The sequence below is a fragment of the Leptospira chreensis genome (assembly GCF_016919165.1).
GTDB lineage: Bacteria > Spirochaetota > Leptospiria > Leptospirales > Leptospiraceae > Leptospira_A > Leptospira_A chreensis.
In genome coordinates, this window is sequence record NZ_JAFFPS010000036.1 from 33,189 (window position 1) to 49,815 (window position 16,627).

General features: G+C 38.5%; 12 protein-coding genes and 1 pseudogene. 6 read left to right on the forward strand and 7 right to left on the reverse strand.

Going from position 1 to position 16,627, the window contains the following annotated elements; all coding sequences use genetic code 11:
- Positions 1-4: 4 nt before the first annotated feature.
- Entirely contained in the window at positions 5-1,150 is a 1,146-nt protein-coding gene (locus tag JWG41_RS11665) for an AraC family transcriptional regulator (RefSeq protein ID WP_205270110.1), read from the reverse strand.
- Positions 1,151-1,269: 119 nt separating this feature from the next.
- Between JWG41_RS11665 and JWG41_RS11670 the strand changes: the two genes are divergently transcribed.
- Both JWG41_RS11670 and JWG41_RS11675 read left to right on the forward strand, forming a co-directional pair.
- The gene (locus tag JWG41_RS11670; protein WP_205270111.1) at positions 1,270-2,451 is read left to right on the forward strand and encodes a DJ-1/PfpI family protein; all 1,182 of its coding nucleotides are present in this window, start codon (positions 1,270-1,272) and stop codon (positions 2,449-2,451) included.
- A 90-nt stretch (positions 2,452-2,541) separates the two neighbouring features.
- Entirely contained in the window at positions 2,542-4,233 is a 1,692-nt protein-coding gene (locus tag JWG41_RS11675; protein ID WP_205270112.1) for a methyl-accepting chemotaxis protein, read from the forward strand.
- A 64-nt stretch (positions 4,234-4,297) separates the two neighbouring features.
- Here the strand turns inward: JWG41_RS11675 and JWG41_RS11680 are convergent, their stop codons facing one another.
- The 3 genes from JWG41_RS11680 to JWG41_RS11690 form a co-directional block, all read right to left on the reverse strand.
- Positions 4,298-4,843 (reverse strand): DUF4334 domain-containing protein, encoded by a 546-nt coding sequence (locus tag JWG41_RS11680; protein WP_205270113.1) that lies wholly within the window; start codon positions 4,841-4,843, stop codon positions 4,298-4,300.
- A gap of 85 nt (positions 4,844-4,928) precedes the next feature.
- A complete protein-coding gene (locus tag JWG41_RS11685) occupies positions 4,929-5,657 on the reverse strand; it encodes a flagellar filament core protein flaB2 domain protein (protein ID WP_205270114.1) in 729 nt (242 codons plus the stop codon).
- A gap of 7 nt (positions 5,658-5,664) precedes the next feature.
- Positions 5,665-6,816 carry a hypothetical protein gene (locus JWG41_RS11690; protein ID WP_205270115.1) on the reverse strand — a complete coding sequence of 384 codons (1,152 nt, stop codon included), beginning with the start codon at positions 6,814-6,816 and terminating at the stop codon, positions 5,665-5,667.
- Between the two features lie 237 nt (positions 6,817-7,053).
- Here JWG41_RS11690 and JWG41_RS11695 point away from each other — a divergent pair, with 237 nt between their 5' ends.
- Positions 7,054-7,464: a CoA-binding protein gene (locus JWG41_RS11695; RefSeq protein WP_205270123.1), complete on the forward strand. Its 411-nt coding sequence runs from the start codon at positions 7,054-7,056 to the stop codon at positions 7,462-7,464.
- Positions 7,465-7,582: 118 nt separating this feature from the next.
- On the opposite strand, the gene JWG41_RS11700 is transcribed toward JWG41_RS11695, so the two are convergent.
- Entirely contained in the window at positions 7,583-8,014 is a 432-nt protein-coding gene (locus tag JWG41_RS11700) for a DoxX family protein (RefSeq protein ID WP_205270116.1), read from the reverse strand.
- A 133-nt stretch (positions 8,015-8,147) separates the two neighbouring features.
- Between JWG41_RS11700 and JWG41_RS11705 the strand changes: the two genes are divergently transcribed.
- A complete protein-coding gene (locus tag JWG41_RS11705; protein ID WP_205270117.1) occupies positions 8,148-10,526 on the forward strand; it encodes a TonB-dependent receptor in 2,379 nt (792 codons plus the stop codon).
- 16 nt (positions 10,527-10,542) lie between these two features.
- Positions 10,543-11,106, forward strand: a complete 564-nt coding sequence (locus tag JWG41_RS11710; protein ID WP_205270118.1) for an LIC_11695 family lipoprotein — start codon at positions 10,543-10,545, stop codon at positions 11,104-11,106.
- A gap of 14 nt (positions 11,107-11,120) precedes the next feature.
- Here the strand turns inward: JWG41_RS11710 and JWG41_RS11715 are convergent, their stop codons facing one another.
- Positions 11,121-12,215: a PepSY-associated TM helix domain-containing protein gene (locus JWG41_RS11715; protein WP_205270119.1), complete on the reverse strand. Its 1,095-nt coding sequence runs from the start codon at positions 12,213-12,215 to the stop codon at positions 11,121-11,123.
- A 144-nt stretch (positions 12,216-12,359) separates the two neighbouring features.
- A complete protein-coding gene (locus JWG41_RS11720) occupies positions 12,360-15,884 on the reverse strand; it encodes a molybdopterin-dependent oxidoreductase (protein WP_205270120.1) in 3,525 nt (1,174 codons plus the stop codon).
- A gap of 425 nt (positions 15,885-16,309) precedes the next feature.
- Here JWG41_RS11720 and JWG41_RS11725 point away from each other — a divergent pair.
- Positions 16,310-16,561, forward strand: a pseudogene (locus JWG41_RS11725) (nitrite reductase (NAD(P)H)); the annotation flags it as partial.
- Positions 16,562-16,627 lie beyond the last annotated feature (66 nt).

Sequence of the window (16,627 nt, forward strand, 5' to 3'; positions counted from 1 at the left end):
TTGTTTAGTTTGCTTTTGATTTCGATCGGTAGTTTTGTGGCGAATCGCCAAACCGATTTTGAAAGAGTTTATGGAAGGAAGATTTAGAATTGAATCCAGAGGCATAGATAATACTGAGGATAGTCATATCTGGTCTTTCTAAAAGAAGGTTCGCGGCTTCTAACAAACGGAATTGATTGACATAGTTACGAAATGTACTACCCAATCGGGAATTTAGAATCTCCGAAAGTTGATGAGAATCTAAATCCAATCGTTTTGCTAAAGTTGCCAAACTCAAATCTTCATTCAAATACAACTTCTCTAAATTCATCATATCATCGAGTCGCTTTAAAATTTGCATGATATCCAATCCCTTCACCCGGCTTTCTTTATAACGGGCAAGCCTTGTTTCTGTTTTAAAATTGAAAATAATTTCGCGATAATTCATTTTCAAAATTAAAACGACAACCAAAAGGAAAGTCAGACTGGCACAAGCAAAAAGAAAGATTTGCATAAAAACCAATTGGGCCAAAACAAACAAAAGCATGACCAAAAGGGAATACAGAAGTAAAAATAAAAATGACAGAAAGGAAGATTCAATACTTTCCCTAGAGGCCAATTTCCAACGGATGACTCGAATAAAAATCGAGAGCATATAACAAAAAATAGATACAACTCCAATACCAAGTAAAATTGAAATGGATATTGTATAACTGTTATGATCGTGAGTTTCTGAATCAATGGAAGGTAGAACAAAACTTTCTGGCCGAAAAAGAAAAATATAAAAAACACTAAGGAAACTCGGTAAAAAATGAAGGAACCGAATTCGAGAGAACTCTCCCCCACTCATCTCTTCAAAAAAAAGATAACTTAAGGGACCCAGAAGCAAGATGCATGGGATATGGATTCCATAGAAAAAAGGATAGGAACCGATTCCCTTTGTAAGTTCAGCATAAATATGAAGTTGTAAAATGGTAAGAGAAAGAAATAGAAATGTCGTTATATATCGATCAAGGAAACCTATGGGAAATTTGTTTCCAAATGAATTAATACTCGAGTTTGGAGACAAACTAGTTTGTTTTTTCTTAGTTCCCCTTTGGATCGTTTCCATCCAATACGAGACTGCCAAAAGAAAAGCAACCACCGCTCCCATAAAGGGAATCAAATTCATAACACAATTACGGAGAATCAAAATCCATTTGTCTATTTTTTTAAAACAATTCAAACTCTTTTTAGTCCATCCGTATCCAAACGGACGACAGATCTGCAAATAACGGAGATACTTTGAGTATGAACCAAAACCTCCCAAACATTCAGAAAAAAAAGCACCCCTCCCCAACAAAATATATGATCCCACCCATTGGTCTTGTGATCTTACTAACTTTGGTTTTTCATACCGTGTCCGTATTGAGTGAACCGAAGGTTCCAAACCAAGGCCATTTAGAAAAAATTCCGAAAAAACAAAACCATAAAAAACCGGTGATTGTCGTCATCGGGGAAAATCAATACACAGAACTTACTGATTTTATTGTACCCTATGGAATTTTAAAACGTTCTGATATTGCAGAGATTTATGCTGTGGCACCTAACAAAGGAACCATGAATATGTTTCCCGCACTTTCTATAGAAATCACAACATCCATTGATGACTTCGACAAACTCCATCCTGAAGGTTCGGACCTCGTCATTGTCCCCGCCATCCATAATGCCGAAAACAAAACCATCATCCAGTGGATTCAAAACCAATCCAAAAACGGAGCGACCATCGTGGGAATTTGTGATGGAGTTTGGACTTTAGGTCACGCTGGATTACTCAATCATAAAAAGGCAACAGGGCACTGGTATTCGAAAGAAGACCTAATGAATAAATTTCCAAATACGGAATGGGAAAAAAACAAAAGATACATCCAAGATCAAAATATTATTACAACCACAGGGGTCACAGCATCCATTCCTATTTCTTTAGCTTTAATTGAATCACTCGCCGGAACAAAAAAGGCAAAAGAAATCGCAAACGAACTCGGAATCCAAAACTGGAACCCAACACATAATACAGAAGAATTTGATCTAGATTGGAAACAATATTTAACTGCAGCCAAAAACCTAACTTTTGTTTGGAACTACGAAACTATCGGAATTCCTTTGTATGATGGTATCGACGAAATATCTTTAGCTCTTGTTGCCGATTCCTATTCTCGCACATACAAATCCAAAACAAAATCAATCGCAAGTAGCAACCAACCTATCCTTTCAAAATCAGGGATTCTTTTTCTTCCTGAAATCAAAGAGGAAAATCGGAATGAAACGAATGTAGTCGTCGAGGTTACAAAGGCTAAAAAAGCCGGTCCAGCATTGGAAGAAACTCTGAAGGATATCCAAAAAAGATATGGAACAGGCACAATGCGCTTTGTTGCCACACAACTAGAGTTTTCAACTCATGAGCTTTGTCATTATGTCACCTGCAAAGACTGAAACCGATAGAGCCCAAAATCAAAAATACTCATTTTGATGTTTTAGACTAGCATCTCGTTTGTGATCATAAAAACTGGAACGAGTAAACGTATGCATTCTAAACTTAAACTGTATTTCGTCCTTTCCTTTATGGTCTTTGGATCCTTATTGCTTCTCAGTGTTACTTTGTTATTACAAGTTCAAAAAGTAACACAGGAAAACTTAAACTCCATTCTTAGTTTTGGATTCCTTATCTTGATTGTTTTTGGACTTATCTTTGGATTGGGTTTAAGTTCTTGGTTCGTAAAAATTTTTGAAAAATTAGAAGCTGCATTTAAAGAAGTAGGACTTGGAAATTTGCAAGTTCGACTCTCTTACAAAAAAAATGATTTATTCGCGGATTTCTATTCTGGCTTTCACAGAATGTTACAAGCGCAAGGTGAACTCATCCAACATATCAAAACATCCGCTGACACCTTATCTTCTGATTCGCAAGAGATGAAATTAGTGACCCTTGACTTTTCCTCCAACTTACAGTCACAGTCAGCGGCTACGGAAGAAGTTTCGGCATCCATAGAAGAGATTTCTGGTGTTGCCGTGTCTATTTCCAACATTGCTGAAAACAACTCACAGAGTATGAACAACCTAACTTCCGAAGTTGATGAGTTATCTTTGGCTATTGACAAAACTGGCGAATATGTAGAAGGAACACTTGATTCCATTAAAAACATCATCGAACGTGCAGAAGCCGGAAAAAATACACTCCGGACTATGAATGCAGCCATGGACAATCTATCACAGAGTTCCCTTGAGATTTCTAAAACTGTAGATGTCATCTCAAAGATCAGTGAACAGGTTAATATGCTTGCTCTCAATGCTTCTATTGAAGCTGCAAGAGCAGGGGATGCCGGAAGAGGATTTGCTGTAGTTGCGGAAGAAGTTTCTAAACTTGCAGAGAGAACAGCAGGTGCGGTGAAAGGCATCGACTCTTTAATGAAAAAGAACCAAAACGATGTTTCTTTAGGGCGCGAGCAGATTGAAAAAACAACGATGGAGATCCAAGAAATCATTGGAAATATTGATTCGATTTCTGGGAAAATTACAGAAGTTTATTCTGCAGTGAATACTCAAAAAGAATTAAAAAACAAACTTCTAAAAGAAGCTGTCTTTGTGAAAGAAAGATCAACAGAAATCAAAGATGCAGTGACAGAACACAAAACAGCAACGAACGAAGTGATGGCGTCAGTATCCTCAATTAGCCAATCTTCTTTTAGTAATTCCGAAAGTAGTGATTTACTCGCAGAAAAAATTACAGCAATTGCCAATACTGCCGACAAACTCATTTCTATGGTGGATCTATTCAAAACAAATTTAGTTTCAGATGAGTCTTCCATTTCCAATCGCGATGAAACCACACACAAACTCCAATTCCGATCCGAAATTGGAAGTATCTATTATATAAAAGAAAAAGATTTATTGGAAGTGGTTTGGACACCAAATTTTAGTGAAGATAAATACTCTGAAATTTTAAATGAAGCACTAAAAATTATCGAAAAACATAATATTCGCAAATGGCTTGCAGACACAAGAAGGATGGGACTTGTCACACGTTCAGCGCAGGAATGGGTCAATGTCAACTGGTTCCCCAAAGCAAGTAATTCTAGTCTCAGGAAGATGGCGGTGGTTGTTCCCAACTCAGCTCTCGCCGCCATTTCCATTGATGACCAAACTCTAAAAACGGGAAATGTGGAACTCAAAACCGTTCCAAGTTTAGAATTTGGAATTGAATGGCTGGATAGCTAGGTTGTAACAAACAAATAATTTAATCCTTCATTGTTTTGGTTCCCGAACAATGGAGGATTTGATTCTATTTATCTCGCTCTAATACAAAGAAGAAAGGTTGTGTCATTCCTTTAAAATCCATACATCCAAACAAGGTATCTTGGTTTACTTTCTTAAAAATATCGTGAATGGGAAGATTGTCATAGATCATTGCAGCTGTGAGTTTACCGCGAAATTCGATCTGACGAACTCGAGCTTTCGAACGTGATGTCTGAAAGAAAAACCTTACAAGCAAAAATACAAATCGTAAAGGCCATAAATTGGTAGATGGGATCAAAGTTGCCAACCGAACAGGCATTAGAGAAGGATTTACTTTAAACAAAGTTTTTCCAAAAGATTTAAATACCAACGGATGGACATTGTCGGCATCCACAAATTCTTTTCCATACCAATTGAATGTTTCTAGAGCCCCATCCATTGTATGGCCTGTAAGAAAACCAGATCCATGCCAACGACCGATTGTATCTTCAATACTAACTGTCTCAAGTGCATCAAAAAGTGCGAACGAATCCTCTGTGGAATTGTTCTTTTTACTACGCATTTCGTAGAATTTTGTTTCGAGAGTATTCATAATAAAAATTGTAACCTAAACCAATGTTTCTCTGGCTCTATTCCTAGGAAATATATATACAAAAACCAAAATTGTTTTTCAAACCTCAATCAAGAACAGATTGGATTCGTTTTCGTTCTTCAGTAATTCTCGTAATGGCATCTTTTATTTTTTTTTGAAGCAGAATGGGATTGGATAAAGTCAAAGAATATCCGCCGGGTGTCGTAAGTCCTAGTGATCTAGCCGTCATTGTCGCAATGTACATTCGGTATAACCCTCCCGTCTTTTCATTGATAAACCACATGGATGCGGTTCTAGAAGATTTAGCAAATGCTCCTTCAAATAAACGCATATGACGAAACTCTGCTAATGAAGCAATGCGATCCACTTCATCAATTAATTCAGCTACTTCCCCTTGTAAATCTTCACTACTGGATTTTTTTGTAACTTTTGATTGGGCAATCGCTGACAATCTGTTAGAGATCGCAAGTAAGGTATCCAAATACACTAATGATTTTTTAATAAGGAAGGTTTGTTTTTGAAAAGTTGTTTTTACTGCTTGCGACTGATACAATCTTTCTAGTGAATTTGCGGTGAGAGATAGAAATTGTAATCTGGAATCAATTGCAGATGTAGAGTTTCTTTCAACTCTTGTCCAAAAATAGGAATACGCATTTATATGGGTTCGAAGTGATATTTCTTTTGGTTCCGAATTCTGATCTTCTGATTGATCTTCCCACTGGAAAATTTCTTTTCGAATCTTGTGAATTTGTTTTTGGATGATGGCTTCTCTCTGAGAATCAATCGACTGTGCAAAGTTAAATGGTAATTTCATAAATTTCTCATGGGAAATACAATTTACGTTCTTTTTGTAAAATGCGAAGGGCATCTTCTAAAATAGGAAGGGAACCAGTTGCCATGGCCGCAGTGGAAATACTGAGTATTCCACCATAACGATATACTAATCGTAACTTGTTTTGGATCTCCTTGGCCTTAGCTGAGTCGTTGGCAATCTGACTTATGACATGGACAAGCGAAGAAACTACCATTTGTTGGTTTTGTCTATCAAAATCATGATACACTCCACTTTGCATAAAAAAGGCTCTTTCTTTTATGGTACGAATGGCCGATTCAAAAGATAAAGACCGAATCAAAAAATCAGAATCCTTTTTCACTATTTTCTTTGGGTTTTTATTGATGTTCGGTTTGTTCTCAAATCTGTTTTGGGCAAAGTCCAAATAATAAAATTTAACGGCATATTGGTGCCATTTTGCACGACGGGAATCCAATCCGGACAACAACCTTTCTGTGAAGTTTAACATTTCAGAGACAACGGACCGATTGTACTCTACTACATTTTCTGATCCTTGCAAATGGTTCCAAAACTTTCTTATCTCTAAAGATATAGGATCACTTACAATTAGCTCCGCTTTTTCTATTCCAAACCAAGATACAAGATACGTTGCTTTCGACTGCATCCATTCCGAATCCTCCGCTCTTTCTAATATAAAATGTGGTATGTCACCTATCTTAAATTGATTCCCCAGTGTAAGGATTGCATTTTGAATTTGGATGGAATCGGATTCCAATTCTTTTTTCCCATACGACTCCAATCCATATTGAAAACATAGATTTTGCCAAACTTTCACAAGTTCGATGACAAGTTGGAAGATCACCTCAGAACGAATCGATATAAAATATAATTGTTTATAGTTCGAAACTTGGGAGTCACCATCAAAAGGATAACGAACCAATAATTCCTCTGCAAAAAGATTGAGAAATAAATCTAAGTCCATCTCCGCCTGATAGATTTTGGAAATGATTGATGAGGTGATTTCTTCAGCCAGATCCATGGGAAAGGTAGGAAGAAAGTCAGTAGCGCTCTTTGGCGGAAAAACGACAGCTTTCGTTGACTCCGCCCCCACTTGTCTGTGAAACCCTGCCACAAGTAGAGTCGTAAAGGAAAGTCTTTTTAAAAATTCGATCCGTAACATAGGTAGTCAGTATGGAATGGCAAACAATAGATACGGAATTAACTAGAATTGAATCCGTTATTTTTGATTGTATGGTTATTGTATCAAGCTCTGTGAGAATTTTTCACATCTTCCTTTCTTTGTCAACTGATTCTCGTTAAACCAATGGAGTCGATTTACCCTTGCCTTAAATGGAGAATGGATCCATTTAAAAATTTCCTCACTTGCAATTTCAAATCCATACTCTATACTATATCTATGAATGTAGCAGATTCCGAGATCAAATCTCTCCTTGAGTCCTATCAAAAAATCACAGTTTATGGACTGAGTAACGACCTATCCAAACCAAGCCATTATGTGCCCGTTTACATTCGAGACAAAGGATGGGAAGTCGTAGGAACCTATCCCAAAGAACACAGTGTAGGTGGATTTACCATTTACAAAAGTTTAAAAGAGGTTCCCAAAGAAGATCGAAAATTCATCGATGTCTTTCGCAGTTCCGATAAAGTTCCGGAAGTGATCGACGAAATTTTAAGTTTGGGTGGAACCGAAGTGATATGGTTGCAACTCGGAATCTCACATCCAGAAGCCGAAAAAAAAGCAGAAGACGCAGGGATTCGTGTTGTGTCCAATCGTTGTCTCATCATTGAACATAGAAATTATTTTTAACCAACGGTTTGGTGGGCTACCAGTCCAATCCGTATCGAAATACTATTGTCATTATAAGTCCGCGAACTTAAAATCCAAATCGTAGAATCGATACGGGAGATAATTCAAAACTTAAAGGTTAACTTTTCCGCTTCGCACGAAAGTCTTGCCAGGATCCACAACTCCACACAGCCCAAAGAACAAGTAAGGGTTGAAAGAATAAACGAATGAGTCGTGCCCTATCTGTATCCAAACCAAAAGCACTGATCCCATTTACGTATTGCGATATGTTCCCAGGAAAGATAAGAACAAAAAACAAGGCAACAATCCAACCAACTTGCACTTGTTTGCTCTTAAGGAAAAGCAAAGACAATCCCAAAGTAATTTCCACAAGCCCAGAAAGGATTACGACCAAATCTGCATTGATCGGTAACCAGGTGGGAACCTGTGCCAAAAACTCTGTCCTATGCCATGTTAGGTGACCCACTCCCGCGAAAACCAAAAAGGCTCCGAGAAGGATACGTAATCCCGTTTGATAGATACTTCTTTCGATTGTATTTGTCTGACTCATACGGACTTAGACTCTAAAAACCAAATTCTGTCTGATACCGAGGGAAAGTTTCGGGAGAACCCGAGGCTATGAGATTGAGTCCTTATCTCATTTAAGTCTAGACAATGGACGAGTATTACGAAGGAATGGCCATATGACTCTCCTTTTTGAGAATGGCTCTCATATAAAGTTTGAACTGAAAAAGGCCCATTTCTTTTCTCTCGGATCGATCCTGAGATTTCCGACTCTACCTTCCCTACTTCTTGTTTCCCTTCTCTTTACGACCTCCCTTCTCCCGCAAACCACGGAAAAAACACCGCAACCTCCGCCGGTCACAGGAACAGAGCCTGTTCCCAATACGGGAACAAAACCGACCGAACAAGGCATTCGTGTTACGGGGAAAAAAGATCCGAGAGACAGGGAAATCCTTCGCACCCCCAACAGCATCAGCCGTTTGAACGAACAGGACATCCAAGATGCAGGGATCAATCGAACGAACGACATCGACAAACAAGTTCCGAATTTTTCCATCATTGATTCGGGATCGCGTAACTTTACTTATTTTAACATTCGGGGAATGCGGAGTATTGCTTTTAGTGAACCAGCAGTGGGTTTGATTTTAGATGGGGTTCCACTCAATGACAATGTGGCGCTGAACACTGAGTTATATGGAATTGAAAACATTGAAGTGTATCGAGGAAGTCAAGCTACCTTGTTTGGAAAAAACTTTCAAGGTGGTGTTGTTGAAATTCGAACCAAAAAGCCAACCAATATCGCTGAGGGAAAAATTACATACGATGCTGGAAATTATAAAAAACAGGAAACTTCTGCTTATTACAATGCACCCATCATCAAAGATAAATTATTTTTTGGAATCGCTGGAAAAACTACCGAACGCGAAGGCTATCTATCCAACGTAACTGGTTTTTATTATCCAACCAATCGGCCGTATGAAGTTCCCGTCGAAATTTATAAAACGCACCCGGATGGTAGAAAAGGAAAAGCTGGACGTTTTCGTTTATATTTCACTCCGAACGAAATGTTTGAAGCCGATTTACAAGTCAGTGCCGAAAGTTTTGATGATGGTGCTCTCAACTTAGTCAACTACTTAGGGGCCAAGTCAGAAAGAGAAAAAGCATTGTTACAAGGTTGTGTGGCCATGCCATCCAACTGTGCCAAGTTATACGGAACCTATGTCAACCGAGTGAATGGAGACAGAAAAGTTTATTGGGATTATGAAGGGAAAAGTAATGTTACAGGAAACACCTACTCTTTAGCAACAACGACAAAATTACCTCAGGCCAATATTAAAACAGCAACCGCAATTCGTAAGATGGACATTGATCCCATCACCGCTGATGCCGACTTCACCACAACCGACCAACACAGATCCATCTATGTTGAAAAAGCCACAACCTTTCTGAATGATATTTATGTTGAATCTAAAGACAAAAATGACCCTCTGCAATTTAAGGTAGGGATCTATTCATCGAGTAAAGTCACAAATATTGACCAAGCGAGAGAACATAGAGTTCAAATGTATGTAGGTAATGATTTTGGACTTCGCGCTCCCGCTCGTGAAAATAATCTCTCTCGGATTCAAGATCGTAACGTTAGTTTTTATACACATAACAGTTACACTTTTGCAGAAAAGTTTACAATTACTTTAGGATCGAGATTAGAAAGACAAGAAAGCCGATTGTCTCATACCGAACAGGTAATTGGGTTTTCACCGATCAATCCGTATGGGGAAACAAAACTATTATCAGATCCGTATACAATTAACAATCGTTACAACTACAATGTTTCTAGGCTTATTTTTGATTACAAACCAACAGAAAACCTAATGTTTTTTATTGGTTTTAGCCGTGGTTACAAAAACGCAGGTTATAGCACTGTTGTCAACATTCCAAACAGAGCCACTTTCAAACCAGAAATCAACGATACCATCGAAGCCGGCGTAAAATCAGAATTCTTTAAAGGAAAGTTTGGATTAAAATACACCCAGTTCTATACAGAAACACAAGACTTTCATGTGGTCCGAGCCATCAACCTTTCCCAATACATAAACCTGAATGCAGAACTTGTTACCATCAGAGGATATGAACTCGAAACATTTTTAAAACCACATAAGGATGTGAAGTTGGGTCTATCGGCCGGTTATACAGAAGGAATTTTTAACAAGTTTCATGATTCTGTTCTCAACCGAGATTTCAATGGGAAGTGGGTTCACTTTATTCCAAAATACGACATTGTCAGTTATCTCCAATATAGAAACGCCTATGGAATGTTTTTTCGCGGTGAGTTTCAAGCTGTTGGTCAAATGTATTTTGCAGCAGATAACACTGTGTATAGCGATCCTTACTATGTAATCAATTCTAGAATAGGATACGAAACTGATACCCTCTCCGCCTATGTATACATGAACAATATGAATGATCGGTATTATTTCACATCTTACATCGATGGAACTTTCCAAGCCGTGCCTGGTGCACCAAAAACCTACGGATTTATGTTAACTTATAAAATTTAAATTTCTGGAGACAACTATGAAAACTAAAATAAAAACCCTTCTTACCCTAATCACCATTGGAATTTCTGTATTCCAATGCGATTTGTTTGATCCCGAGTCAAAAGTTACCGGAGATGATCTGGTTTCTATGTTAGCCCTACAACAAATCAACGCAAACAGTATGAGTGAGGCACAAAGACTTGGACTGAACGTTGCTTATAGCCACAGGTTCAGCATCAAAGACGGCGCTCATTTGTTTTGTCGAGAGTATTCCACAGCGTACTTAGAGAAAAAAGCGGAATGGGAAAAAGATATGGAACAAACTTATGCAACAATTGGGAATGCGATTGGAATCCAAATCGTTGTAGAAAAATTCAACGGACCTTGTACGATCACGAATAAAGTGGCAGCCTGCCATTATGACGGAGTAGACGGAATCAACGATCTAATTCCTTACGCATACACAACAGAAGGCGAACATGGGTATTTAATTCCTGCAAACGTATACTATGGAGTTACGGGTTTAAAAAGTGCAAAAGAAGCCTGTGAAAGATTCAAAGGAACTTATGTTTGTTACGACCCAAGTAAGTGTTGGCAATAACTAAAACTTAAAAATCAAACCGAAGAACTCAAAGGAACCTTTTGAGTTCTTCTTTTTTTATTCTTTCTCTTTATATAATAAATACTCAGTCCACTGATCGCAAGGATCGCCGGTGTAAGACCACCGATCACCCAAATTACCTTACTAAAATGATTGGCAAAGGTTCCGAAATGAAGGGGCCGAAACGAATCCAATACTTTATTCAAAAGGCTTTCCTTTGACATATCCACTTTATCAAAGACCTGTTTGGATTTCACATCATAACGAATATAAGAACCAAATCGGCTTTCAAATCCAGACGAATCAAAACGATTTCCATAAATTCCGATCGGTTCTTCTTTCGAATGGTGTGGAAAGGATACAAATCCCAACCGAAATCCAGGGATTTCTTTTTTTGTTTGATCTAATAGTTGATTGATTGAATCTTCTTTGGCCCAAAGATGATGGACTACTTTTTCTTCTGGATGGGGAAGGATGAGTATATCTCGCACACACCACCAACCGCCAGTGATCGCTAAAATCAAATGGAACCAAATTGCATTAATTCCAACGAACTTATGTAAGTCGGAAAAAAGAATTTGTATACTTTCTTTAAAACGCAAACGAAACAAACTCACCCAGAATCTTTTATAAAGTTTGATCCCACTGATTGTTAAAAACAAATAAGCGATAGCAACACATCCAACAATACAATACCCAAATCCCCCAAGAAAAAGGCTATAATGCAAAACGAGTAAAAACCCATAAAGACTATCTCTTCGGTTTTCTTTTAGTTCTCCGATGACATCCCCATTGTATGGATTGATTAAGTAAACAGTTTCGTGACTTGGGATTTCGAAATTATGAACCCAAACTTGGTCAGCTTGGTCTTTTAAATCAGATAACAACCAACCAGCCACAGTTCCTTCAGGAATCTGAACTAACAATTGTTTGTATAGAGTATCCATTGACAAACGTTCCTTTTCTACTTTTACGGAATAAGGACTCGTCAGTGATTGTAATTCCTTTCCATAGACCAGAAGAGATCCAGTCACACCCAAAACTAAAAGAAAAGTGGCCCCGAAAATACCGAGAACCATATGGACCTGATACCAAGTTTTTGCCTTCACAAGCGGTAGGCTCCTACTCTAGAATAGATCCATGGTTTTGAGAATAGGTCTCATTTTCAAATCAATTTTATCGAATTCAAAGGAATCCCAAGTAAATTAAGGATTTCTTATCTTGGGAAATCGGAAGTTTAAATCAACTAAAGACTAAGCGGGTGTCTTCGTCTGTGCCGCCATTGCTTTTAGAATTTGATTCACTTCGGGGCGACAACTTCCACATCCAGTGCCAGCACCAGTTGCTGTCATAATTGATTCTAAATTGCAGGCACCATTTTTGAATTCATCTTCTATATTTCCACGACCCACACTGTTGCAAGAACATACAACGGCACCTTTCGGCGGTTTGGCGCCGGTTCCACCAGAGAGTAATTTTCCTCGTTTGTCTCCGAGTTCGATTCCGCTCGCAATTAGGTTTTTATATTCAACAAACTCTGCTTTGTCGCCAATGAGAATGGCGCCGACCAACTTATCGCCCTTCACAATGCATTTTTTATAACGTCTTCTTTTTCGATCCAAAAATACGATTTCTTCATATTCATCAGATAGGTTTTCAAATGAAATACCAGGAAGTCGGAGTGATACCAACTCAAGGCCTGGAATTTTTAAAAGATTGGAATGTAAAGATCCAGAGTATGTTTTGTATTTATAACCAAATATATGTGAGGCGGCCACTTTTGCTTGTTCTTCTGCAGCAAGGACTGTTCCGTAAACACCACTGGTATGTTCGGCAACTTCTCCTATGGCATAAATATCCGGATCACTGGTTTGTAAGAATTCATTAACTTTGATCCCTTCTCCTAGCTCAAATCCCAATCCTTTTGCTAAATGCAAATTGGGACTTGTTCCCATGGCATAAACAATTCCATCAGGGTTTAGTTTTCGTCCATCTTTCAATTCGACATTGGTAATCCGACCATACCCATTGACTTTCGAAATTTCGGAATTAAAAAGGACTTCAATCTCTCTCTTTTCAATTTCTTCTTTTAAAATATCACAGGCCACGGCATCGAGTTGTTTGGACATCAAACGATCGGTTCGAACAAGAACGGTCACTTTTACATTTAACGACTTTAAAGCTGCGGCCAATTCCAATCCAAGAAGCCCACCACCGACAATCAATGCATGGGAATCAGGAACAAAAAAACCTTTGATTCGATCGGCATCGGTTTTCGCACGCAAACTAAAAACACCCACCATTTCTGGCCCAATGTATTTCGGAATTTGAGGTGAACTTCCTGTAGCAAGTATAAGTTTGTTATACGAATGGGAATTTCCAAAAGAATCTTTGACTATCTTTGCTTCCGGTAGAATTTCAGTGACTGAGGTTCCTGTATGGAGATCGATATTCCAAGAAACCACTTCTTCTGAATCCGCACTGGAGAGTTCATGAAATTCTTTTTCTCCACTGATAAAATCAGGCAAGAGGATACGATTGTATAAAGGATTTTCTTCCTTACAAATCACAGTGATTTCATCATCAGGAGCTAAGTCTTTATAATTTTTAATGAAAGCATGGGTACTATTTCCACCGCCAATGATGATGATCTTTTCTTTTTCTTTGACATAAGGTTTTACTTGGACTGCAGAGATTTTAAACCCCGGTTGTTTGGAAAAGGGATCATAGTTTTTACTGGTTAGGTTGTTTGCCCGAGACTCATCGTTTTTATTTTTTTTACCCCAATGCATTGGTAAAAAAACTGTCCCTTGTTTGATGGTGTCGGTGATCTTCGCACGCACACGCACCACACCTCGTTCATTCAAAACTTCCGTTATCGCACCATCAACGACATCAATTCGTTTTGCATCTTCTGGATGGATCTCCAAATACGGTTCCGATTTGTGTTCCATCAGTTTTTGGACTTTACCTGTTCGGGTCATGGTATGCCACTGGTCTCGAATACGACCCGTAGTTAGAATGAATGGATATTCTTCCGATGTTTTTTCTGATGTATCCTCTGGTGATACATCAAAGATCTTTGCCTTTCCATTGGCTCGATAGAAGATATGATCCGAAAATAACCTCGGAGTTCCGCCGTGTTCTTTGTGTGGGTAAGGCCACTGCACAGAACGTTTATCTTTTAGAATCGAATAATCAAGACCGCTGATATCAATTTTAGTATTTTTGGTTAGAGCACAATGTTCCAAGAATACATCTTCTTCTGTTTTATAATTAAAAGAAGAACCAAAACCCATCTTCTCTGCAAATTTCTGAATGATAAGAGTATCAGCTAATGCCTCACCCGGTGGATCAATGATCTTAGAAAGATAAGTCACACGACGATCGGAATTGGTCATCGTTCCTTGTTTTTCTGCCCATCCCGCTGCTGGAAGTACATAGTCTGCGTACGGAATGGCAGAAGAATTCATGGATATATCTTGTACTACAACAAGTTCTGCGGCACGTAACCCTTGTTCTACCATCCGAGCATCAGGCAAACTTGTGGTTGGATTGGTACAAATGATCCAAACTGCTTTCATTTTTCCCGAACGAAGATTTTCAAACATCTCCACGGCAGTAAATCCTGGTTTACTTTGGATGACTTCGGTTTCCACACCCCAAAACTTTGCCACTTCCTCTCTATGACTTACATTACTCAAGTCACGGTGGGCTGGTAACAAATTAGAAAGTCCACCGACTTCCCTTCCTCCCATAGCATTGGGTTGGCCTGTCAGAGAAAAAGGACCGCTGCCTGGTTTTCCAATTTTACCAGTTAACAAAGATAAGTTGAGAAGAGCTAGGTTTTTGTTGACACCTACTACACTTTGGTTCAGTCCCATAGCCCATAAGGACAAAAATCCTTTCGCCTGACCAATATACGAGGCAGCCAAATGGATCTCACTCACAGGAATTCCACAAGTCTCTGCTGCGGATTCTAAATCAAAATCAGATAAAAGATTTTTTAGTTCAGAAAAACCTTCTGTATGGGATTGGATGAATTCAGGATCAATCCAATTGTTTTGGATTAGAACCTTGGCAATCGCATGAAAAAGATAAATATCCGTTCCTGGATGGATTTGTAAATGTAAGTCTGCATCCGCACAAGTATCCGTTCTTCTTGGATCAACGACTATGATCTTTACTTCAGGATGGTTCTTTTTATGAGCTTCAATCCTACGAAATAAAATGGGATGGCACCAAGCAGGATTAGCACCAGCGATAAGAAAACAATCGGCAAGTTCTATATCTTCGTAAGCAATGGGCACACTATCTTCACCCAAAGCCATTTTGTATCCCACAACGGCTGAACTCATACAAAGTCTTGAGTTTGTATCGATGTTATTACTACCGATAAATCCTTTGATGAGTTTATTGATAATATAATATTCTTCTGTAAGGAGTTGGCCGGAAACATAAAATCCCACAGAGTCCGGGCCATAGGTTTGGATTAATTTTTTGAATTTGTCCGCAATTCCTGATAGAGCATTGTCCCAACTAACTTTTGATAATGGAAGATTTTTGTCTTTTCTATGAGAAGGATAAAGAATACGATCCGTTTTATCCATGACCGTATAATGCAAATTCATCCCTTTCGAACATAGGAGGCCCTTGTTGGCAGGATGGTCTTTGTCCCCTTCCACAGAAATCTCTGTGGGACTTGTTTTGTGGACGGTAACACCACAACCAACGCCACAATAGGAACAAGTAGATGCATAAGTTTCTTGAGTCAGCACACAAACAATCAGCAATAACTATGCCAATTGCTGAAATATTCATAAAAATGCTTATTCCCATAGGGAAATGAATTGGATCTTCCCAGATTGAGTTTGCTTCCTACAAAATTACGAAAAAAATTTCGTAAAATATGCATATAAAACGTACATATTTATTAAATTCTAAGAGAAAGGATTAAAATAAGTTCAAAAGGAAAGTGGCTTACTTTGGAAATTCATGTTCGAAAGATAGGCAGTTTCCTTTTTCTTGTAGTGAATTTTCGCTTTTTTCCCTAAAGACTCACTCAATTCCCTAAGTACGTTCCTGAATCCGTAGTATTTTTAATCTAGCTGCCTCCGTTAGGTACACTTCGTGCATAATATAGGAAGACTGGAACCTTTCGAAGGTTCCCTTCAGAATACTTGTATCCAGGTAGGGTAATAAAATGATCAAGCGAAAGTTAATCGTCATTGGAAACGGGATGGTTGGGCATAGATTCTGCGAAAAGTTAGTGGAATTCGGTGGCACGGATAAATTCGATATCACAGTTCTTGGTGAAGAACCAAGGAGAGCTTATGACCGCGTCCACCTTTCAGAATACTTTGCCGATAAATCTGCTGACTCTCTTTACCTTTGTTCTCCTGATTGGTATAGAACCAACGGAATTAAATTATTATTATCAGAGCCTGCCATCTCATAACCCGGTGCTACAAGACCGTAAATAAAATTTCTATGTAAAGCTACTTCCCCAATCGCATAAATT